The organism is Alkalimonas delamerensis (genome assembly GCF_030717955.1).
Taxonomy (GTDB): Bacteria; Pseudomonadota; Gammaproteobacteria; order Enterobacterales; family Alteromonadaceae; genus Alkalimonas; species Alkalimonas delamerensis.
In genome coordinates, this window is the sequence record NZ_JAUZVY010000003.1 from 83,974 (window position 1) to 106,114 (window position 22,141).

Sequence of the window (22,141 nt, forward strand, 5' to 3'; positions counted from 1 at the left end):
CAGCTGCTAAGGCTAGTATATGCCCGATGATAAATAGCGATCGCCGCGATCGCAGATGATGGCAACGATCACCGCATTGTCCAGCTGTTCGGCCAGTTGCAATGCAGCATGGACGGCACCGCCAGAGCTGACACCGGCAAAAATGCCTTCTTCGCGGGCCAGGCGGCGCATGGCGTTCAGCGCATCCTGCTGGTCGATATCGATAACCCGGTCGACCCGGCTCTTGTCGAAAATACCGGGCAAATAGGCCTCGGGCCAGCGACGAATGCCGGGGATTTGGCTGCCTTCCGAGGGTTGCAGGCCAACAATCTCAATGGCCGGGTTTTGTTCTTTCAAATAGCGTGACACCCCCATAATGGTGCCGGTGGTGCCCATGCTGGAGACGAAGTGGGTGATTTTGCCCTGACTTTGCTGCCAGATTTCCGGGCCGGTACCGGCGTAATGAGCGGCCGGATTGTCCAGGTTGTTGAACTGATCCAGCACGATGCCTTTGCCTTCAGTCTGCATGCTAAGTGCCAGATCACGTGCCCTTTCCATACCGTCTTCTTTGCTTACCTCAATCAATTCAGCGCCATAAGCGCGCATGCCGGCTTTGCGCTCTTCGGTGGCATTGGCTGGCATGATCAAGGTCATGCGGTAGCCTTTAATGGCCGCGGCCATCGCAAGCGCAATGCCGGTGTTGCCACTGGTAGCTTCGATGATGCGATCGCCGGGCTTGATGCGGCCACTGGCCTCGGCTTGCAGAATCATATTCAGCGCCGGTCTGTCCTTGACGGACCCAGCCGGGTTGTTGCCTTCAAGCTTCACCAACACAGTGCTGTTGGTATGGCTGGCCAGCCGCTGCAAGCGGACCAGCGGGGTTTGGCCGACATAGGATTCGATGGTTGGGAACATGCAGATCACCTGTTGGTCACTTTGCTTCAGTATACCTGAGTTAGCAGTGCGCTGTCAGGCGCTTCAGATTGTCGCAAATGACAGCCGCTGCAATGCCAACATTCAGCGATTCGGCGCTGCCAAAGGCCGGAATGGTGATTTTTCGGCTGATAAACTGGCCCACAGCCTGGCTGATGCCATTGGCCTCGTTGCCAAGCACGATGTAACCGCCCGGCTCATTAAGCTGCAGTTGGTGGACATTCTCACCCCCCAAATAAGCACCAAAGACCGGCAAGCGGGTAGCGGCCAGCCGCTCGGTCAGATCAGCATAGTGCAGTTGTACCCGCAAAAAGGAGCCTTTGGCGGCAGCGACCACCTTGGGGTTGTAGCAATCGGTCGTATCTGGTGAGCAAAGGATATGCTCAATACCATACCAGTCGGCAATGCGAATAATAGTGCCCAGATTGCCCGGATCGTTGATGCTATCGAGCACCAGAGTCCATTGCTGGCTTTGTTCCCGAAATGCCGGCCACTGCGGTATGGCCACCACAGCCAGGGCTGCATCGTTGCTGCTAAAGGTGCCCACTTTGAACAGCGCATCGCTGCTGCATGCTTGCACCATTTGTGCCTTGCTGGCAGCTTCCGGGTGTTGTTGCAAAAAGCTTTCGGTGGCAAACAGCGCAGTCACCGACCAGTTGGAGGCCAGCACTTCCAGCACCGCTTTTTCGCCTTCGACGATAAACTGCTGCTCAGCCTTGCGGTACTTTTTCAGGTGCAGGGATTTGATCTGTTTGGCCCATTTCGTGCTGATGCTGGTCATGCGCTTGGCTGAAGTCGATGAAGAATAGCGCTATTTTAACCAGAGATGGTGCTGCTGTCTGATTTTATCGTCGATAAATTTGCAGCGCCCCCTTGCTTGTGGCGACTGTCGCCTCCAAATCAAACAGTAAGGGAAACATTTCAACACCCGGATGGTCGATATCAGGTGTTTCCCACTTTTAAATGATGATCAAAGGAGTTGTCTATGCAGATCCAAATCAACAGTGATCGTAATATCCAGGCCGATGAGCGTTTGGCCGAATTTGTCCGTGATACCTTAAAAAACAAGCTTGAGCGTTTTTCTGATCACATCACCCGGATTGAAGTGCACTTAAGCGATGAAAACAGCCATACCAAACAAGATGGCAACGACAAGCGCTGCCTGTTGGAGGCGCGTTTGCAAGGCATGGAGCCGATGGCGGTGACCGAGCATGCTGCTGAAGTGGGGCAGGCGGTGACCGGCGCTGCTGATAAAATGCAGCGCAAGTTAAGTTCGGTGATTGGCAAGCTGCGTGATAAGCAAAGCCGCTCGGTCAGCCCAGACTTTTCTGAGCCAGAGGCAGCAGAGCCAGAACAGGGCTAAATTTCAGCAGGATTGTTATCTAACGAAACGGCGCCATTGGCGCCGTTGTTGGTTATTCGCGGTGAAACACTTTGTTGCCAGCCAACCAGGTTTGCAGCACTTCCAACTGCCACAGTTGCTCTGGCTCCATGGCAAAAGGATCCTGCTTCAGCACAATAAAATCTGCCCACATACCAGGGGCCAGCGAGCCTAAACGCTCCTCCTGAAAGGCTCCATAGGCGGCATCCCGGGTAAAGCTGCGCAGCGCTTCGGTTAACGTCAACCGCTGCTCAGGCAGCCAGCCTCCGACCGGTTGGTTTTGCTGATCTTGTCGGGTGACGGAGGCGTGCAAGCCATGAAACGGATTGGCCAGTTCGACCGGAAAGTCCGAGCCGCCAACAATGGGGCTGCCTTGATCGACAAAAGTACGCCAGGCATAGGCACCCCGCAGCCGTGCGGCCCCCAGCCGGTCGCCGGCCATGTTCATATCCGAGGTGGCATGCACTGCCTGCATCGACGGCAACACATGCAGAGTTTTAAAGCGCGGAATATCCTGCGGCGAGACGATTTGAGCATGCTCCATCCGGTGGCGGCCCTGCGCTAATTGCTCCTGGGTCGCTAATTGCTCAAATCTGTCCAGCACCATGCGGTTGGCTCTATCGCCAATGGCGTGCACATTGGCTTGAAAGCCTGCTTCTATGGTGGCTTGCATCTGGGCAGTCAGTCTATCCGGCTCGGTGACTAACAGGCCACGGTGTTCCGGCTGGTCCTTGTAATCGGCTAACAGGGCAGCGCCCCGACTGCCCAAGGCACCGTCACCGTACAGCTTTACCGCCCGGATCAGCAGCCGATCCTGTTCGTCCTCAATGATGCCCTGATCCAGCCAGTCCTGCAGATCTGGGTTACGGGCCGACAGCATGGCATAAATCCGCAGGGGGATGGCATTCTCATCACGGAGTCGCTGATACAGCCGCGCCAAAGCGCTGTCGATGCCAGCATCGTGCACACTGGTAATGCCCAGCGATAACAGCTCGGCAAAAGCGGCCTCCAGCGCTTGAATCACCTCAGCTTCGTTCGATTCGGGTAAGATGTTACTGATGTACTGGCGGGCGTTGTTCAGCAGCACTCCGGTCGGGTTGCCTTGCTCATCGCGCAGAATGCGGCCACCGGGTGGGTCCAGCGTGTCTTTGGTTATGCCTGCCAGCTCCAGTGCCTTGCTGTTGGCCCAACCGGCATGGCCATCAATGCGGCTTAGCCAGACGGGTCGGTCCGAGACGGCTTCATCCAGCAAAGCTGTGCTTGGGAATTCGTTGTTTTCCCACAGCACCTGATTCCAGCCGCGGCCCTGGATCCATTGCTGCTCCGGGTGACGGGCGGCAAATTCAGCTACCCGCTCCACTGCCTCTAGCTCACTCTGGGTGCCACGCAGTTCTACCTGCATCAGGTTTTGGCCCAGCCCCAGAATATGGCCGTGGCCGTCAATCAGGCCGGGCAGAATGGCTTTGCCACCGCCATCTTGCCAATGGGCATCCGGATAATCGGCTTGAATGGCATCGCCACGGGCCAGCACTTTGCCGCTGTCGGTATCGATAATCAGTTGCTGAAATTGTACCAGCTGGCCATCGGTATCAAAGCCATAGCCCTTGATATTGGTCCAGCCGAGTTGCTGGGCGAAAGCGGTGCTGCAAAACAGCAGCACCGTGCTGAGTACTAACATGGATCGCATACTTGGTTCCTGGAGTTGTGTTGGTTGTCGTTTTTATTGTGTGAACGGCGAGTCTTTGCTCGCCGGATCTACTATAGCAGCTGTTATTTGCCGCTGTCAGGCTCTGCGATGGCTGGGGTGCTGGCAACGGCCAGGCGGATCATGGCTTTAATTTGCCCGACAATAGCAGCCGTAGTGTCGGGTTCGAAAGCGGCGATGCGTGGGGTGTGGATATGGCCGACCGGTAGTGCTGGGGCATAGCGGTCGCGCAGCAAAATACTGCGGTAGGAAATCTCATTCGACAGATAACCGCCGCCGCCTTGCACTGCGGTTTGGTCTGCCAGTTCGGCTAGGGACTGGGCGGCGAACTCGCCGCGTTCTAGCGTGGTGACGCTGCGGTTGTCGTTGATGTTAAAGCGGCCTTCAGCCTGCATCATGGCCGTGTAGGGCAGACTGTAGGCAACAAACTCCGGCCCTGCCAAAGGTTTACCATCCAGCAGTGGTAGTACCGGGTTGTCGGCGTTACCACCGGTATAGACATTCAGGTTATCCGGTGCCTCAGCGCTGCGTCGACGGCCTGGAAAGTGTTCCAAATCAAAGTGTTCGCGGCCCATGCTGACGGTGAGCAGCAGATCCACGCTTTGCTCCTGCAGCAGTGGGCGAAGCAACTGCTCAATCATGCCCTGATCAAAATCGGCAAAACGCACTGGGATCATGGCCGTTTGCACTTCAATTTGCCGGCCATCTTGCTGGAATACCCAGCCATCCAGCATCAGCGCCGTGACGCCGGACGGGTTGGATTGATTTAGATTGCGGTCCAGCAAGAAAGGATCAAAGCCGGTCAGCAAGATGCGGACATCGCTGTCTTTTGCAAAGCGAATGCTGAGCTGGCCACGGCTGCTTAGCTCCAGGGCCTCCAGCAAGATGGCAAGCTGGCTGCACGACTGGCTGGCACACCATTGCCGCACACTTTGCGTCATCATCAGCCGGGCCCAGTACAGCGCTCTGTCATCGTAGTTGGGGTTCGTTCTGGCTTGATAAGTTGCTTGATACCACAGTTGTTCACCATGCTGGCGCAAACGGGGTGCCAGATCATGGCTGGTTTCGGTGTGTTGCAGTTCCAGCCGCAGGTTGTTAACCAAAGGCTCGAAGCGACTGAGCACCTGCGGCATCAGCTGCCAGGCGGCTTCCAGTCGCTGTTCCTCGACTGTGTCAGGAAGTGCAGCATTGGCCTTGGCTGTTAGCAGAAAACAACAGCAAGTAAGGGCGAGCATAGTTCGCATCATGTGCTCCTGATTAAAGCGGATAACTCACTGTAGCATGAAATCATGCTGCCGACAGCAGGGCTGCCCCCTTGTCCTTTTCAACCGAGCCAGTATCAGGACAGGCCTCCGCGACACAGCTTAGCGGGATCCAGCAAGGCTTTCAGTTCTTTTTCCGTCAAGTCCGTTTCTTCCAGCGCCACATCCAGCACTGGCCGCTGTTGCTGATAGGCTTTTTTCGCAATCTCAGCGGCTTTTAAGTAGCCAATCACCGGGTTTAGGGCGGTCACCAGAATGGGATTGCGATGCAGCGCCTGCTCAATATGGGCTTTATTGACGGTAAAGCCCTCAATGGCTTGATCGGCAAGAGCTCTGCAGCCATTGGCCAGCAGCTCAATGCTTTGCAGCAGATTGTGGGCGATGACCGGCAGCATCACATTGAGCTCAAAATTACCGGACTGGCCGGCCACCGTGATGGTGCTGTCGTTGCCGATGACCTGAGCACAGAGCATGGCGACGGCTTCGGGCACCACCGGGTTGACCTTGCCGGGCATAATGGACGAGCCCGGTTGCAACGCCGGTAGTTCGATTTCGGCCAACCCAGCCAATGGACCAGAGTTCATCCAGCGCAAGTCGTTGCTGATTTTCAGCAGTGAAACCGCCAGTGTTTTCAGTTGCCCTGACAAGCTGACGCTAAGATCCTGGCTGCTGATACCAAAGAAGAAATCCGTGGCCGGGCTGAAGGAGGACTCAAGCTCACTGCTCAGTTGCTGACAAAAGCTGCTGGCAAAGGCGGGATGGGCATTGATGCCGGTACCCACAGCTGTGCCACCTTGCGGCAACTGGCGCAGGCTGTGCAGCAAGTGTTGTAGTTGTTCTCGGCTGTGCAACAACTGGCTTTGCCAGCCAGAAAGCACCTGACCAAAGGTCACCGGCATGGCATCCATCAAGTGGGTGCGACCGGTTTTTACCAGTTGGCCAATGCTGTCTTCCTTGCGTTGCAGGCTGTCAACCAGGTGCTGCAAGGCAGGTAGCAATTGCTGCTCCAGCGCCAGTACCGAGCTGAGCTGAATGGCGGTTGGGATCACATCGTTGCTGCTTTGCCCCAGATTGACATCGTCATTCGGGCTGACCGGCTCACCCAGGCTTTGACTGGCCAGGCTGGCCAACACCTCATTGACGTTCATATTGCTGCTGGTGCCAGAGCCGGTTTGAAACACATCAACCGGGTAGTGCGTTAAGTCGGTTTGCTGCAGCTGGGATTTGGCGGCGGCAATAATGGCTTCGGCTTTGGCCGTTGGCAGCAAACCTAACTGCTGATTGGCGCCGGCCGCTGCTGCCTTGATCTGCAGCAAGGCCTGAATAAAACGCAGTGGCATGCTGAGGCCACTCAATTGGAAATTCTGCACCGCTCTTTGAGTTTGAGCCTGATAGAGCGCATCGGCCGGAACTTCCAGTTCGCCCATGCTGTCGCGTTCGGTTCGGGTTGCTTTCAAAATGAGCTCCATGATTTGGCGGATTTACCTCAGAGTTTAGCAAAGGAGCCGCTGCATTCCTGAGGGCTTAGACCAGTGGCTGATTTTGTCGGATACGTTGAGGAACCATTTTGGTACTTGGCTATCGAAGCGGATTTGGTTATTTTGTGATAGGCTAACAAAATAAAGCAGTGACAGAGGGGAACCCTGTCCGTTGTCTGACTGAATATAAGCGCTAAACCATGCCACAACCACTACTTACGTTGACAAACCGCCTGCCCGGAACGCACCGGCGACTGCTTGGCACCTTATTGCTGATCAGTCTGTTGATAGTGTTTTGGCCTAGCAGCCCTAAACAGCAAAGCCCTTTGCTCAGCCTGATGCCGGTACTGGTAAGCTCCAGTCTATCGCAGCTGGAACCACAGTTGGGGTGGCAAGCGCAATGGCAGCAGCTTAACCAAACTCTCTTTCCTGAGCCAGAACCCGAGGTGGATGAGTCCATTGTTCATTACGCCATTCAGTCTGGCGATAGCCTCAGCCGTATTTTCTCCCGCCTTGGTTTTAGTCAGCAACTGATGCATCGAATTATGGCGGCCGATCAGTCGCTGCTGGCGCTGGATGTGTTGCGCCCGGGCCATAGCCTGACCTTTCAGCTGGACGACAACAAGGAGCTGCTTTCGATGGAGCTTTTTGTTCACGCCGGCAACCGGGTACTGTATCAACGCGAAGCCGATGGCGACTTTAGCTATCAAGAGCTGCTGGATGAAGGCGAATGGTACAGCCAGACCCTGGTGGGTGAAATCCATGGCAGTTTTTACTTGTCGGCACAGCGTGCAGGCTTGAACGATGCCGAGATCGCCACCGTCAGCCAATTGTTTCGCGATCGCATTAACTTTTCCCGTGACATTCAGGCCGGTGCCCGTTTTCAAGTGATCCGCAGCGACAACTATGTGGGCGAAGAAGCCACCGGTCAAAGCCGCATTGAAGGCATTCGACTTTTTAACCGTCGTCAGCAGCTGACGGCTTTTTTGCACGAAAACGGTCAGTACTACGATGCCGAAGGCAATAGTTTGCAGCGTGCCTTTATGCGCATTCCGCTGCAGCGAGAGTTCCGTATCAGCTCGCCGTTCAACCCGCGTCGCTTGCATCCGGTCACGCGGCGGGTGTCTCCGCACAACGGTACCGACTTCGCCACCCCGACCGGCACCCCGGTGCTGGCGGCTGCCGATGGTGTGGTGATCCGGGTCGAGAATCACCCTTTTGCCGGTCGCTACATTGAAATTCAGCACCATGGCCAGTACAAAACCCGTTACCTGCATTTGGACAGGGCTCTGGTGCGCAATGGCCAACGGGTTGAGCGTGGTCAGCGTATTGCGTTATCCGGTGCTACCGGTCGGGTCACCGGGCCGCATTTGCACTACGAGCTGCACGTCAACAACCGACCGGTCAATCCGATGACGGCCAATATTCCGCTGGCACAACCCATTCCGGATGAAGGCCGTGAAGCCTTCTTTGAGAAGGTTGCTTTTATGATCCAGCAAATGGACGAAGAAACCCTGCTGGCGCAAAAGCGCTAACACAACCCTTCATTTGATGGCATCGCTTCGGCCCGGTCCATGCTGGCTTATCTAACGCTGTTTTTCAGCGCCTTCACAGCTGCCACCCTCCTGCCAGGCTCGTCCGAGGTGGTGCTGTTGGCGCTGCAGCAGCAAGGCTATGGGGTATTCTGGCTTTGGCTGTCAGCCACCACCGGCAATACCCTGGGCTCTTGCGTCAACTGGTACCTTGGCAAAGAACTCAACCGTTTTCAGCACAAGCGTTGGTTTCCTTTTACCCCAGAGCAAATGAACAAAGCCAGTGTGCGTTTTCAACGTTATGGCAGTTGGGGTCTATTGCTCAGTTGGCTGCCTGTGGTGGGTGATCCTTTTACCTTGGTGGCAGGCGTGATGCGGGTTCGGTTTTCGCTGTTTCTGTTGCTGGTTGCTGTGGGCAAGGGCCTGCGCTACGCGCTGTTGCTGCTGGTTGGACTGCAAGTGTTCTAGTTACCACCTGAGTTTTCGGTGAATGCTTGTATCCGTAATCGTACAGCCGCTTCCAGTTCAGGTAGCAGTGTCTGATGGTGACTGTGGAGGACATGATAGACATCAAACTGCCGCAAGCTGCCGGTTGCCCGCTGCAGGTTGGGATCATTGAGTGGACTGAGTAGTTGACCTTCCACCCACAGCAGGTAATCCACCCGGCCCGACAACAGCATTTTTTCCGCGGTGGCAAAGCCCGAGACAAAATAAGGCCGAGCATTCATCTCCAGCTGAAACTGCTGGTAGGTGGATTCCTGCGCAGGGATGACGATGAACACTCTCGGGTCTTGCAAGATTTCGGCATTGCAGGGTATTTCTTGTCGGCAATAGAGGGAAAGTTGCAAGGTGTCCAGCCAAATGACGGGTAACTCAGCGTCATACTCGGCAAGCCAATAGGAAGTGCGCCCTGAATCGGCATCAACCAACTGGCGCTGAAACAGGGTATGGGCACGGGCCCCATCGGCCTGGACAAACTCGACCTGATAGCCCAGCTCCTTGTAGGCGGCCTGCAGCAGAGGATTGAGAATGTGCATCACATAGGGGTGATCGCTGTAGCTGATCACCAGGTTTTTAACGGGCATTGGTTCCGCGGCCAGCCGGGTGGCACTGCACAGCAGCAGGGCTGTCCATACCCATTTGCACATAGCAATTCACCTGATAGATAAGACCGTACTAAACTATAGCCAGTACGGCCCCAGGACGCAACGAAGGCAATGGCTTTTGGTTGAGCCGTATTTTGGCTGTTCAGGCTTAGCGATGCTTACCGACCTGCCACTCACTGTGCTGCAAATGCTGCTCACCAGCAGCGATGGCGCCTGGCTCCAGCGTGGTTGCCATCGAGTCGTTCCAGCGGTTCAGGTAGCCAAAGAGCGCAATCACACCGAGAATTTCGACAATTTCGCCCTCATCCCAGTGTTGGTGCATGGCATCCTGAATGCTTTGGTCGACGGCATTTGGCACGCTGGATGCGGCTAAGGCAAATTCAAAGGCTGCTTTTTCGGCAGCGCTGAACAGCGGGCTGTCGCGAAATTGCCAGATCGCAGCCAGACGCTGTTGACTGCCACCATAACGCTCGGCCGCTAAAATTGTGTGCGCCTGGCAATAGTTGCAGCCGGTATTGGCAGAAGTCAGGTAGCCAATCAGTCGTTTTTGCTCGGCGGTCACCCGGCCTTCATTGGCCATCACGGCTTTATTCAGCTGGATAAAGGCCTTGGCAATCGCAGGGCGGCGCTGCATGGTGAGGACACTGTTAGGGCAAAAACCCAGGGTTTCATTGAAAAATGTCGCCAGTTCGTGAACTTCGTCATCGTGATCTTGTGCTAAAGGGGGGATCAAAGGCATGGCACTCTCCTTGATTGTGGCTCTTTTTGATACCAGTAGCACAATCTAAGGGGTATGGCTGGTGATCGCCAGTGCTTTTGGCTCGGTGTGGCTGTTGACTGGCCGACTCAGGGCTTATCCAGAATCGAACGTTAATGAGCATGCGTTGCAGAATTTTAAAGCTTGGCGAGTTCTTGCGCAAGAAGCGGCTGGACTTTTTCAAGCAAGGCCCGGTGTTGCTCCTGCAGAATATGGAAGTTCGGGAACTTGCCCAAGATGACCTCTGATTGCTGCAAGCCCTCTTGATTAGGTGGAGCTAGCAATGCGCCTTCCCCCCATAAAAGGTAGTGTGTTCTTTGCTGGTATAGCATTTGCGTAGCGGCTGAAAACCCAGACACAAAATACAACTGCGCTTTGATCTCCAGCGGATAAATGCTGAAATTGGCTTGCTGCATCGGAACCACAACAAGTGCTCGTGGATCTTGCAGCACAGTGGTCGTGCATGGCACACCCTGACTACAGTACAAGCGTATTTGGATCACATCCAGTTGGATTTTTGGCAGCTCAGCATTGTACTGCTGCAGCCAAAACTGAGTGCGACTGGAGTCACCATCGACCAAGCCTTGTTCAAACAAAGACAGTGCTCGAATGCCGTCCGCTTTAATAAACTCGATCTCGTAACCAAGACTATGGTAGATACGCTGCAAAATAGGGTTCAGGGTTTGGATAACAAAAGGGTGGCCGCCATGGCTGAACACGAGAGTTTGTTCAGCCTTGGGAGGAGCCGCTGTTGCAGCGTTTGTGAGCAACAGCGCAAGCCAGGCAAAAAGGTGCTTCTTCCTGCTAATGTGGTGAAACGGCATGGACGTTGTTTTAGGTTGAAGACGGCTTGCTGTTTTCCGCATAGCGAGTCCGGGTGAGGTGCCATACCTGAGTATAGCACCCTCCTTCACACGGGATCTGACTCAGTCAGCTAAGTGGTACTTTGCTGACTGGTCATTGGCCGGTAAGGCCGCACGGATAAAGTTGCGCAAGTCGTCGTTGGACTTTTTCAAGTCCTCGTAGCGCAGGTACATCATATGGCCGCTGCGATAGCCGGCAAAGTGCAACCGGTCGCGCATCTTGCTGCTGGGATCCAGCTGCCACATGCTGTACTTGGCATCAAAGTAGTTGGTGGCGCCATCGTAGTAACCTGCCTGAAACAACACTTGCAAATAGGGGTTTTGCGCCATCGCCTGGCGCAGGTTATCGCCGGTGTTGTCGTTGCTTCTGTCCCAGGGGTGCACCGGGCCGAACATGTTGTACTTGATGTCGGTGACGTAGTTCAGATCATTGCGAATGTAGTGGTTGATGGCTGGGGTAAAGGAATGCAGCCAGGACGTTAATTCTGCCCAGTAATCCGGCCGATCACCGACTTCTTTCTTATCAATGCCTAAGTAGCGGGAGTCCAGCCGACCAAGGGTTTTGCCCTGATCGCGCAGCAGGTCCTTCCAGAAAAAGGCGGTGTCGATATCCAGGTTGCTGCCCAGCACCGACTGCAAGGACAAGCCAGAGTAACGGGCTACCTGCTCGGCAATGCGTTGCTTTTCAGCCTCGTCAATAAAGGCACCTTTGGCCAGCGCTGGCAGGTACTGATTCAGGGTAAAGTCTTCGACTTCTGGCAACAACTCATACAGATCGCGTTGCTGCAAATCGTCCGGTAGCACGCCATGGTACCAGGCGGTAGCGGCAAAGTAAGGCAGGCGGTTGGCTGCTTTCACCGGTCCCTGGCGGTCGATGCCCATGTCGGTTGGCGACACCAGAATCACCCCATTTAAGTACATCCATTGACGGTTTTGCAGCTCCAGCGCCAGGCCGGCCACCCGGGTGGTGCCATAGCTTTCGCCAATCAGGAACTTTGGTGACGTCCAGCGATTGTGACGGGTGACAAAGGTGTTGATCCATTCAGCCAGGTAGCTGACATCGGCGTTGACACCAAAGAATAGCTCGCGCTGTTGCTCGCGGGATAACAACTCGCCCTGGCTATTGGGCACCACCCGCGAATAGCCGGTGTTGACCGGGTTCACAAAGACAATATCGGCCACATCCAGTACCGAGTAAGGGTTGGTTTTTACGCCATAAGGCTGCACCGGGTAGCCTTCGGCATCAATGTTTAACACTTTAGGGCCGGTGTAGGCGACATGCATCCACACTGAGGCGGAGCCCGGACCGCCATTAAAAGAAATCATCAAAGGCCGTCTGCCAACATCGGTCACATCGGTGCGGCGGTAATAAGTATAAAACAAGGTAGCCACCGGCTCGCCCTGTTCATCCCAGACTGGCTGAGTCCCGGTTAAGGCACTGTACTGCACGCGCTGGCCATTAATACGGGTTTGGTGTTTGGTTTCCACCGCCTGATCAATCTCAATTTGGCGGGTGGTGGCGTAACTAATGCTGCTGACCAGCAGAGCAAGCAGGATAAGCGAACGAAGCATAATGTTAAGTCGAGTCGGGATAGGTTTCTGCATTTAAGCGGAAAAAAGAGCTCAGTGCCAGCGACCTGCGGTTAATAACGGCTGGTCGCGATAAAGCCCACTTCTTAAACTGAAAAGCAGCATAAAAGCGAATCATTATCAATATTATATTGTTGATATAAAAGCACTTTTTGTAATCTGTTTTATCTTGAACTATGCTTAGTACCCATTTTTCATTTTCGGAGTTTGCTATGCAAGGCCAGCCACAGGTACTGGCGCAACTGAATCAGTTGCTGACCACGGAACTGACATCCATCAATCAGTTTTTTTTGCATGCCCGCATGTTTAAAAACTGGGGCTTAAAAAGCCTGAACGATGCCTGCTATAAAAAATCCATTCTGGATATGAAACAGGCCGATGCGTTAATCGAACGGATCCTGTTTTTGGAAGGCTTGCCCAATCTGCAAGCGCTTGGCAAGCTCAACATTGGCGAAGCCCCCGAAGAAATGCTGCAATGCGACATGGACTTCCAGCTGCAACAACTGCCGCAACTCAAGCAAGCCATAGCGTTGTGCGAGCAGCATCAGGACTTTGTCAGCCGTGACCTGCTGACCGAGATGCTGGAAGACGAAGAAGAATACGTTGACTGGCTGGAAACACAGCAACAACTGATTGGCAGCATGGGTCTGGCCAACTATCTGCAACTGCAAGCCGGAGGTGCCTGATGCAAGGCAAGCAACGCATTATCGATACCTTAAACACCATTTTGGCCAATGAGCTGGCCGCGATGGACCAGTACTTCATCCATTCACGGATGTATCAGGACTGGGGTCTGCAAAAGCTTTTTGAGCGCATTGATCATGAGTTCGACGATGAAAAAGGCCATGCCGCTGCGCTGATCGAACGGATCCTTTTTCTGGAGGGAACACCGGATTTAACCAAGCGCGATGGCATTAAAGTGGGTAAGGATGTGCCGGAAATGCTGCAAAATGATCTGGATGTGGAATACAAAGTCCAGCGTTTGCTGAAAGATGCGATGGCACTGTGCGAGCAGGAGCAGGATTACGTCACCCGCAGCATCCTGCAACAACTGCTCAATGACACGGAAAACGACCACGCCTACTGGCTGGAGCAGCAGCTGCGCCTGATCAAACTGCTGGGCCTGCCCAATTACCTGCAATCGCAGAGTTAATTCTGCTCCCCCTGCAGGGCTGGGGGAGTAGCCTACAAAATGCTCTATTTCTGATTGAAATTTTGCTTATCAATCAATTTTTCAGAATGACCCCATCGATTTAAATTGAGAATAATTCTCATTTAATTCAAGTTCTGTTCGGTTTTTCATTCTATAATGGAAAAAACCATCTTGCGGAGTAGGCTATGAATACAGTCAGCCTGAGCAAATTCAGCAAACTAACCCCACGCAAACTGCTGGGCTGGAGTATTTTACTGCTCGGGGCTGGTTATGGCATTCAGCAGCTGGTAGTGCTGATGGAGCAGCAAGAGCATGTGCGCTTTGCGTTTTACGCCGGCATGGTGGCCGCTGTGGCGACAGCCGCAGGCGCAGTGCCCGCTTTGTTCTCTCGCAAGCTCTCGGCCCGGTTGCACGCAGCCATGCTGGGCTTTGGTGGTGGTGTCATGCTGGCAGCCAGCATTTTTTCGCTGATCGTGCCTGCATTGGACTTGTTTGAGGGCAGTGCCCTGAGCAGCTGGCAAGGGCCAACACAAGTGGCTACTGCCATTTTGCTGGGTGCTTTGTTGATGCTGGCGCTGGAACGCAGTGTGCCACACGAGCATTTCATTAAAGGGACTGAAGGCCACCAGGCACTGGCCTTGAAGCGGAGTTGGTTGTTCGTGATTGCCATTATTTTGCACAATATCCCGGAAGGCTTGGCCATTGGTGTGGCCTATGCCAGTGGCGATGCGGTCGGGGCTTCGGCGCTGGCGACCGGTATTTCGTTGCAGAATGTGCCGGAAGGCTTTGTGGTGGCGATGGCCTTGTTAGCTGTTGGATACAGCCGTTTGCTGGCACTTAGTGTCGGCATGTTATCCGGTTTGGTTGAGCCTGTGATGGCGGTGATCGGTGCCATTTTGATGACCAATCCGATGCTGCTGCCCTGGGGCCTGGCGATGGCGGCAGGTGCCATGTTGTTTGTGATAAGCCATGAAATGATCCCAGAGTCGCACCGGCAGGGCCATGAAATGGCAGCTACCAATGGTCTGATGCTGGGCTTTGTGTTGATGCTGGTGCTGGATACGGCTCTTTGAGGCTAGCTTTCTGGCTTATGAAGTGGAAACTCCACATAAAACTCAGTGCCCACACCCTGCTCTGAGCGAAAACCAATACTGCCATGCATTTGCTCGGTCAGTTGTTTGCAAATGGCCAGGCCAAGACCAGTGCCCTGATGCTGACGGGTATTGATGGCCTCAGCCTGTGAAAACTTTTCAAACAGCTTGGCCTGAAATTCAGTGGGGATGCCGCACCCCTGATCGATGACCCGAATTACTGCAGCACCTGCTTTCGAATCCACCTGAATTTCAACGTCGCTGCCTGGATGAGAAAACTTGATCGCATTGGAAAGTAGATTGGACATCACCTGCTGAAAGCGAAGCTCATCAACCAAAATACAGTGCTCAGCTTGCGGTAGTTTTAGAATGAGCCTGATCTGATGCTGGGAGGCATAAGCGGAGTTTTGCGCAACAGCGTCTTGCACCAACTGCGCGATGGGCCAAACTTGCATCTGGTAATTCATTTTACCAGCCAGTAATTTGTCCATATCCAGCAAATCATTAATCAACTGCTGCAAGCGCAGGCAATTTTGTTCAGCGATGCTGGTTAAGCGCTGCTGAGGCTCAGTCAAAGCGCCCATTGCACCGGCATTCAGCAGTTTCATGGCAGCCGAAATGGAAGTCAGTGGGGTGCGGAGTTCGTGGCTGACGATGGAGACAAAGTCACTTTTTAATTTAGTCAGTTTTTGCTGCTCGGTTTTATCTTGAGCAATAAATAAATAGCCAGTCAGGTTGTCAGATTTATCAAGAATAGGAGTGACAAGCAGTGATACTGGGCACTCCAGCCCCGACTTGTGCCGGTAATGCATCAGTGGCGCCGTAGCTTGCTGTTCTAGCAGGTGGTTGATAAAGCGGCAGGCATCCATGTTGTCTTGTACCTGAGCATGCAAAAAAAGCAGATTATCCTCTGTTTTTGCTTCGTTGGCACTGTATCCGGTTAACAGCTCTGCACCTTTATTGAATAAGATAATTTTCCCGCTGGAATTGGTCACCACAATACTGAGTCCGGCGGCAGATCGCAGAATGTGTTGCAGCAACACCAAGGTGCGCTGCAGTTCTTCAGTTCGGTGCTCTACTTGTTGCGCCAATTGCTCGGTTTGGTTTTGCAATTGTGTTGCCATCTGTTTCAAATCAGCATTGACCACCTGCAGCTCTTTGATGCCGCCAGATGAAGGCTGTGGTGCTTGCCAGTTTTGCTTTGACAATTGCTCGGCCCAACGGCTTAATGCCGTTAAAGGCCGGGTGACCCGGCGCGCCACCAATAGCATCACCAGAATGCTGACTACGGTGATGAAAAAGAAGGCGGTCATTAAGGTTGTTGCCAATTGATTGAGTGGTCCCGTAAACATTTCCTGAGGGTGTGCCATGGCAATCAATAACTCAGGCCCATTGGTCAATGGCAGCGACTGCAGATGAATGACAAACTCGTTGCCATTGTGCTTTGCCATCACTTGGCCAGACTTTCCACTTTGGTGGTGTTGCCACATTAATGAAATGACAGGATCTGTGGCATTTATCGCATCAATCCGCTGGTAGCCTACTTCAAGTACCTGAAAGGTTGGTGATGCATCCGAGACGGCCAGCAAGGCGCCATCTGGCTCGGCCACGAAATAGAGCCCATGCTTGCTTTTAGCTGTGATTTGCAAAAAGTGGCTTAGTTGGTTTAGGGCGATATCGGCCGTGGCTACACCCAAAAACTGCCCATGGCTGTCCAGTACCGGGGCGGAAATGCCAACGCCTAAAGAATCGTAAGCTCGGTAACGTCCAACCGGGTACCAGCTGGGTTTTCCTTGTTCTATGGCTTGAAGAAACCATGAGCGTTCCCGGCTATCGTAATGCGCGTTTGATCTTGGCTTTTTTTGGAGCTGAATGGTTAAATCATCATCAATATCAACAAAGGTTAAGTGACGATCATGCTCAAGCAACGACAAAATCCCTTCCAGATTGCTGTTGGGCTCTGGCGGGCGTGCACTGGAGACATACTGCCCATCGGCAAAACCGAAAGACAAGAAGGTTAAGTTCGGTGCCTGTTGTTGCAACACAGCCAGCTGCTTGACCAATAGGTAGGGGTCATCCAGCTGCAACAAGTCTGCTTGACCCAGCGCTATGACGGCTTGAAGTTGTCGCTCAGGCTGCATTAAAAATCGCTGTGTTTCAGTTTGAATATGCTCGGCAACCTGATTGGCAAACTCAAGCGCATAACGTTCGGTGGACTGGTAGGCTTGTTGATAGGCATACCAGGCGCTAAAGCCAATAAAGGGCAGTATAGTGCAAAGCAGCCACCGAAACAGGAAGCGGCTAAAGCTGATGGTCTTGGTGCCTTGGGTACTGCGCTGCATAAGCCTCCGAAAGCAGGACTGCCTGGATGGGGCAGGCTGTGCTTTTAGCTGTCTATTGAGCTTAGCACAGGCACCACCAGGCCATGAGTTTTGCTTAAAGTCCTAAAAACTGAAAAGCTTGTGCCTCAGTGAACTTGGCCGAGGTTTCACCGGCATACACCTGGTTGGTATCGGCGCGTAGCACTTTGACCGAAGCATTTTCGCTAAAATCCAGTTTCGTCAGATCGACCCAAAAGGTATTGGGCGTCAGCGCGGTTTCAAAGAAATAACGCAAATGCTTGTGATCGGCCACCACCCGCCATTGGGTGGTGGATAAATTCGGGTAGCCTTCAATCTGATAGCCATAGGGCACCGAGGTGTTGCGGATCACGCTAAAGACACTGGCAGTAGCAAGCTGTGGATCGCTGGTTTGGGGAATGCTGTGGATGTAGTAGTGCGCCCGTACAAATCGATCCGGGGCTTTCACCGTACCCGGTAAAAACACATTGCCCGGAATGCTGTCCCAGTACTTTTGAATGGCCAGTTGCTGCTGGTACGGCGGATCATTGGTCATCACCACGTAGGATGGGTCATGGTGGATCACCAGCTGGCCTTCGATGTACTCGAAAATGGCGTTATCGCCGGTTGGATCCGACAACGATAAATGGATAGTGGTCATTCTATCGGTGCCTGGGATCACATCGGTCACCACCACAAAGTCTTCCCGGCTAAGGGCTGCTACTGCTTCGGCAACGGTCGCGAAGTTATCCAACGCATACTGCGCCCACAGCGAAATGGACAAACCTGGCCTGCCGCTATCGGGGTTAAACTCGGGGTATTCGGATTCAACCAGCCACAGCATATTGGCTACCAGGCCTTTTTCATTCATGCCATCCGAAGTGGCAATGTCCCAGGAGCTGACCGCCAAGCTGCCGTATTGGGCAGTCCAGCGTACCGAGTTAGCACCCACTTCACCCTGACGCTCGATGCCGCGTGGAAATACCCAGAGATTGGCAGGTATTGGCATGGCAAAGTCCATGCTACGCCCGGTCAGAATGGTCTGCTCTGGGCCCTTGTACATCACCCGGGTGCAAGCCTCTGCCTGCTGGCTGGTAATAGCGAAGGTCAGGCTGGCGGCCAGCAGCAGGCTAGTTATTTTATTCAGCGAACATCGCATCGGTTCCATCTCCATGGTTACATTGGGAAAAGCATCCTGCTTAGTCTAGTCAGGCCACACTGTTTTGACCAGATTTAGCGTTAAGCAACCTGTGCTGCCCTGCGACATTATGTCGCATCCCCGCAGCAGCTTGCCTCTGGTAGAGTAAATCAAATCAATTCAAAGGTTTATTCATGATTTCTAATGTTTGCCTGGCACTTATGGCCATGAGTACAGCTGCCTCAGACACGCCTGCCAAGGTAGCGGCTGCACCGGATGGCGTTGAAGTCATGGTAGTGACCAGCAGCCGTCAGGCGCAGGCACTGACCAATCTGGCGGAATCGGTCGCTGTATTGGGCGAAGACAGTATCCAGAATGTCAGTCCTGGTCATCCGGCTGAGCTGTTAAACCGGGTCTCAGGGGTGCATGTCAATGACTTGGGTGGGGAAGGCCATATGACCGCTATTCGCCAGCCTATCACCACCGGCGGGGTTTACCTTTTTTTGGAAGATGGCCTGCCAACCCGGCCAACCGGCTTTTTTAACCACAATGGGTTGTATGAAATTGATATGCCAAATTCCGGCCGGGTGGAAGTGACCAAGGGGCCGGGCTCTGCGCTCTATGGCAGCGATGCCATTGGCGGTATTTTTAATATTCTGACCCCAGAGCCAACCGATCAGCTCAGTGGCCGGCTGCAAGCCGAGCTTGGCAGCGATGGCTGGCAACGTGGCCTGGTGGCCGTGAGCGGTGCCTTGAATGCCCAGCACCGGGCCCGGCTGCAACTGAATCGCACCCAAAGCGATGGCTTTCGGGAAGAAGCCGATTATCAGCGTTTTTCCAGCAGCCTGCGCTTAGACAGTGACCTAACACCGCAGCTGCAACTTAAAACCCTGGCCAGTTTTGGCAGCATTGACCAAAGCGGCACTTCCGGTTTAAACCAGGCCGACTTTACCAGCAATCCGCGCAAAAACCGCTTTCATGGCGATATGGGCGCGCGCGATGTGCAGGCGTTTCGGTTATCGACGGAACTGCGTTATCAGCTATCCGATAGCAGCGAATGGATGCTGACGCCGTTTTACCGCAACAACCGCTCAGAACTGATGCCCAGCTGGATGCTGACCTATGATCCGGTGCTGCAGTCCACCCGTTTTTCCTCCTATGGGCTACTGACGCAATTCTCGCAGCAGGCTTCAGCAGACTTCAACTGGACAGCCGGGTTGGATCTGGACCTGACACCTGCCACCTTCCGCGAGCAGCAAATCAGCGTGCTGATGCAAGAAGATATTTTTGTCGATTACCAGCAAACCGGTCGCAGCAATTACCATTATGACGCCGATCAAACCAGCATCTCGCCCTATGCGCAGTTGCAATGGTTTGCCTCCGAGCAATGGATCCTGAGCCTCGGCGCCCGGTACGACTGGTTTGAAGTCGATTACACCGATCGTCTGGATCCGTCGGTGCCGCAGCAAGTAGACCGGACTTCCTGGCTCAGGCCCGAGTCGCAGCGCATTCGCTATCAGCAACTTAGTCCCAAGTTCGGCGTGGTTTACAAGTTGGCCTCGAATCAGCAGCTGTATGCCAATCGCCGCCATGCCTTTCGGGTGCCTTCGGTCGGTCAGGTGTTCCGGCCAGGTTCCAGCGAGGACACCACCGAGCTGAAACCGGTCACCGCCATCAACCATGAGCTGGGCTGGCGGGCGCAGCTGGATGGACTGCGACTGGATGCCAGTGTCTACGACTTGCAAATCAAAGACGATGTGGTCAGTTACATTGATGGCAACACCCGCAAGGTCACCAATGCGGGTGAAACTTCGCATCGGGGGCTGGAGCTGATGGCCAGCTGGCAACTCAGCGACGCCTGGACGTGGAACCTCAGTGGCACCTTTACCCGGCAAAAGTACCGCGATTTTCAGTATCTGTTCAGCTGCTTTCCACCGGTTTGCGTTCCGCCTATCAGTGAAACCCGAAACTTCGAAGGTTTTGATGTGGGTCGGGCACCACGCCAGCTTTGGCAAAGCAGCCTGAGTTACCAGCCACTCAGTATAGAGGGGCTCTGGCTGGAGCTGGAATGGCAGCAGGTTGGCCGTTACTACACCGATGAGACCAACACCAATACTTACCCAAGGCATGATCTGTTCCATCTGCGGGCGCGCTATCAAATGGGCGAGCACTGGCAGCTGGCGATTCGGTTAATGAACCTGACCGATAAGACCTATTCTACCCTGACCAGCAATCAGGTGGGCTCGACCGACATCGACTACCGGCCGGGCATGCCGCGCAGTGTCTTTGTGTCGGCGACCTGGCAATTTTAAGGCAGAAGGTAGGAGGATGCAGCCATGACCACATCAAACGCAATTCGCACCAGTCAGTTGGTGCGCTGGCACCGTGGGTTGCTCTGGTTGGGTGGCATCACTTTGATGCTGTTTGCGCTGACTGGCGTCACGCACCCCATCATGAGTTGGACCGGACCGCAGGCCGTCACCATGCGACCGCCGACACTGAGCTTGAGCGAAGCCGAGCTGAACCAGGCCATGCAGCGGTTGCAGCAAGCCAATCTGCCTGCCCAGTCGCTGGTGAAGCTGGTGCCTTACCAGCGGCAAGTGCTGCTGCAGCTGACCTCGGATTTGCAGAGCCCACGCCAGTACCTGACCTTGCATGAAGAAGGAGCTGCTATCAGCGATCAGCAAATGGCTATTTGGCTGGCCAGTCATTACAGCGGTTTGGAGGAGACCCAGGTTCGCAGCAGCCGTTTGCAAACCGAATTCGACAGCGCCTACCCGTCGGTCAATCGCTTATTGCCGGTGTGGCAGGTCGATTTTGATTCCGGGCTTAGTCTGTATGTGCATACCGAAACCCTGAGCATGGCAGGCATCACCAACAGCTATAAAACCAGTTTGCAGGCGCTGTTTCGCCAGTTTCACAGCTGGCAGTGGCTGGATGGGGTGCCGATTATCAAAGCTCTGGTGATGACAGTGCTGTTGGGCAGTGCCTTGTTGCTGGTGCTAACCGGTGGCTGGCTGTTGCTGCGCCTGCCGTTTAAGGCAAAACGTCGCGGCCTGCGCCGCTGGCACTATCTATTGTCCTGGGGGTTATTGCTGCCCGTAACCTTGTATTTGCTGACTGGCATCTACCACTTTGCCTACAAGTACGTCAAGCCCGATACACTGGGCTTAACGGCCAGTAGCGCCCAGCCATTGCCAGAGCATTGGCAGCTGCCGGCAGGCGCTTTGCCGACAGATGCGGTGCTAAACAGTGCCAGCCTGGTGCAAGGGCCCGCTTCGCACTGGTACTGGCGTTTGTCGCTGCACAATGCCGCCCAGCAGGCCGACCGCCACAGCCGCTTTGCTGGTCAGGCATCCGAGCGTGGGGCGCTCTTTATCCCTCTGCTGCCAAATGCGCCGGCGCTGGACGATGCTTCGTATGCGCAGCTGTTGGCGGAGCGCTTTATTGGCCTGACACCCGAAGCGATATCCGGACAACAGCTGGTGCAGCGTTTTGGGCCGGATTACGATTTTCGCAACAAGCGCCTGCCGGTCTGGCAGCTCGATTATGCCAAGGGACGTATTTTTGTCGACAGTGCCAGTGGTCAGTTGGTGGAGCAACAAAGCCGCAGCAGCCGCTTTGAACGTTACAGCTTTTCCTTTGTGCACAAATGGAACATTTTGCAGCCCTGGTTGGGGCGCGATGGCCGCGATAGGTTGGTGGTTGGCATGATGGCACTGGTTTTGCTGCTGGCCGGCATGGGCTTCGCGATGCGGCTTAGACGGCGTTAATCTTGCTCAGAGTCAGGTGATAGGCTATAAATAGTCTATTAAAAGACTACTTAGAGCCTGT

General features: G+C 54.2%; 19 protein-coding genes. 8 read left to right on the top strand and 11 right to left on the bottom strand.

Annotated features, from left to right (window positions below):
* Positions 1-12 precede the first annotated feature (12 nt).
* Positions 13-900, bottom strand: a complete 888-nt coding sequence (gene cysM / locus Q3O59_RS08670; RefSeq protein ID WP_305945471.1) for a cysteine synthase CysM — start codon at positions 898-900, stop codon at positions 13-15.
* A 34-nt stretch (positions 901-934) separates the two neighbouring features.
* A complete protein-coding gene (locus Q3O59_RS08675; protein WP_305945209.1) occupies positions 935-1,693 on the bottom strand; it encodes a TrmH family RNA methyltransferase in 759 nt (252 codons plus the stop codon).
* 204 nt (positions 1,694-1,897) lie between these two features.
* Here Q3O59_RS08675 and Q3O59_RS08680 point away from each other — a divergent pair, with 204 nt between their 5' ends.
* Positions 1,898-2,275, top strand: a complete 378-nt coding sequence (locus Q3O59_RS08680; protein ID WP_305945210.1) for an HPF/RaiA family ribosome-associated protein — start codon at positions 1,898-1,900, stop codon at positions 2,273-2,275.
* 52 nt (positions 2,276-2,327) lie between these two features.
* Here the strand turns inward: Q3O59_RS08680 and Q3O59_RS08685 are convergent, their stop codons facing one another.
* From Q3O59_RS08685 to Q3O59_RS08695, 3 genes are all read right to left on the bottom strand, one after another.
* Positions 2,328-3,980, bottom strand: coding sequence for an amidohydrolase (locus tag Q3O59_RS08685; protein WP_305945211.1), 1,653 nt, complete (start codon positions 3,978-3,980; stop codon positions 2,328-2,330).
* Between the two features lie 83 nt (positions 3,981-4,063).
* Complete coding sequence (locus Q3O59_RS08690; protein ID WP_305945212.1) at positions 4,064-5,245, bottom strand: PA0049 C-terminal domain-containing protein; 1,182 nt, start codon at positions 5,243-5,245, stop codon at positions 4,064-4,066.
* Positions 5,246-5,337: 92 nt separating this feature from the next.
* A complete protein-coding gene (locus tag Q3O59_RS08695) occupies positions 5,338-6,729 on the bottom strand; it encodes a class II fumarate hydratase (RefSeq protein ID WP_305945213.1) in 1,392 nt (463 codons plus the stop codon).
* A 209-nt stretch (positions 6,730-6,938) separates the two neighbouring features.
* Here Q3O59_RS08695 and Q3O59_RS08700 point away from each other — a divergent pair, with 209 nt between their 5' ends.
* Together Q3O59_RS08700 and Q3O59_RS08705 are read left to right on the top strand one after the other, a co-directional pair.
* Positions 6,939-8,273 (top strand): peptidoglycan DD-metalloendopeptidase family protein, encoded by a 1,335-nt coding sequence (locus Q3O59_RS08700; RefSeq protein WP_305945214.1) that lies wholly within the window; start codon positions 6,939-6,941, stop codon positions 8,271-8,273.
* Between the two features lie 42 nt (positions 8,274-8,315).
* Positions 8,316-8,738, top strand: coding sequence for a YqaA family protein (locus Q3O59_RS08705; RefSeq protein WP_305945472.1), 423 nt, complete (start codon positions 8,316-8,318; stop codon positions 8,736-8,738).
* Here the strand turns inward: Q3O59_RS08705 and Q3O59_RS08710 are convergent.
* From Q3O59_RS08710 to Q3O59_RS08725, 4 genes are all read right to left on the bottom strand, one after another.
* A complete protein-coding gene (locus Q3O59_RS08710; protein ID WP_305945215.1) occupies positions 8,735-9,418 on the bottom strand; it encodes a hypothetical protein in 684 nt (227 codons plus the stop codon). The genes Q3O59_RS08705 and Q3O59_RS08710 overlap by 4 nt on opposite strands.
* 106 nt (positions 9,419-9,524) lie before the next feature.
* A complete protein-coding gene (locus tag Q3O59_RS08715; RefSeq protein WP_305945216.1) occupies positions 9,525-10,115 on the bottom strand; it encodes a carboxymuconolactone decarboxylase family protein in 591 nt (196 codons plus the stop codon).
* Between the two features lie 155 nt (positions 10,116-10,270).
* Complete coding sequence (locus Q3O59_RS08720; RefSeq protein ID WP_305945217.1) at positions 10,271-11,047, bottom strand: hypothetical protein; 777 nt, start codon at positions 11,045-11,047, stop codon at positions 10,271-10,273.
* Positions 11,048-11,059: 12 nt separating this feature from the next.
* Positions 11,060-12,568 carry a S10 family peptidase gene (locus Q3O59_RS08725; protein ID WP_305945218.1) on the bottom strand — a complete coding sequence of 503 codons (1,509 nt, stop codon included), beginning with the start codon at positions 12,566-12,568 and terminating at the stop codon, positions 11,060-11,062.
* Between the two features lie 230 nt (positions 12,569-12,798).
* On the opposite strand from Q3O59_RS08725, the gene bfr (Q3O59_RS08730) reads away from it, so the two are divergent.
* The 3 genes from bfr (Q3O59_RS08730) (at position 12,799) to Q3O59_RS08740 (ending at position 14,812) form a co-directional block, all read left to right on the top strand.
* Positions 12,799-13,272, top strand: coding sequence for a bacterioferritin (bfr, locus tag Q3O59_RS08730; protein WP_305945219.1), 474 nt, complete (start codon positions 12,799-12,801; stop codon positions 13,270-13,272).
* Entirely contained in the window at positions 13,272-13,739 is a 468-nt protein-coding gene (gene bfr, locus Q3O59_RS08735; RefSeq protein WP_305945220.1) for a bacterioferritin, read from the top strand. Before bfr (Q3O59_RS08730) ends, bfr (Q3O59_RS08735) begins: the two co-directional genes overlap by 1 nt.
* 185 nt (positions 13,740-13,924) lie before the next feature.
* A complete protein-coding gene (locus Q3O59_RS08740) occupies positions 13,925-14,812 on the top strand; it encodes a ZIP family metal transporter (RefSeq protein WP_305945221.1) in 888 nt (295 codons plus the stop codon).
* A gap of 2 nt (positions 14,813-14,814) precedes the next feature.
* Here the strand turns inward: Q3O59_RS08740 and Q3O59_RS08745 are convergent, their stop codons facing one another.
* Together Q3O59_RS08745 and Q3O59_RS08750 are read right to left on the bottom strand one after the other, a co-directional pair.
* Entirely contained in the window at positions 14,815-17,172 is a 2,358-nt protein-coding gene (locus Q3O59_RS08745; RefSeq protein WP_305945222.1) for an ATP-binding protein, read from the bottom strand.
* A 94-nt stretch (positions 17,173-17,266) separates the two neighbouring features.
* Complete coding sequence (locus tag Q3O59_RS08750) at positions 17,267-18,328, bottom strand: linear amide C-N hydrolase (RefSeq protein ID WP_305945223.1); 1,062 nt, start codon at positions 18,326-18,328, stop codon at positions 17,267-17,269.
* 206 nt (positions 18,329-18,534) lie between these two features.
* On the opposite strand from Q3O59_RS08750, the gene Q3O59_RS08755 reads away from it, so the two are divergent.
* Both Q3O59_RS08755 and Q3O59_RS08760 read left to right on the top strand, forming a co-directional pair.
* Positions 18,535-20,619 carry a TonB-dependent receptor gene (locus Q3O59_RS08755; protein WP_305945224.1) on the top strand — a complete coding sequence of 695 codons (2,085 nt, stop codon included), beginning with the start codon at positions 18,535-18,537 and terminating at the stop codon, positions 20,617-20,619.
* Between the two features lie 24 nt (positions 20,620-20,643).
* A complete protein-coding gene (locus Q3O59_RS08760; protein ID WP_305945225.1) occupies positions 20,644-22,080 on the top strand; it encodes a PepSY domain-containing protein in 1,437 nt (478 codons plus the stop codon).
* Positions 22,081-22,141 lie beyond the last annotated feature (61 nt).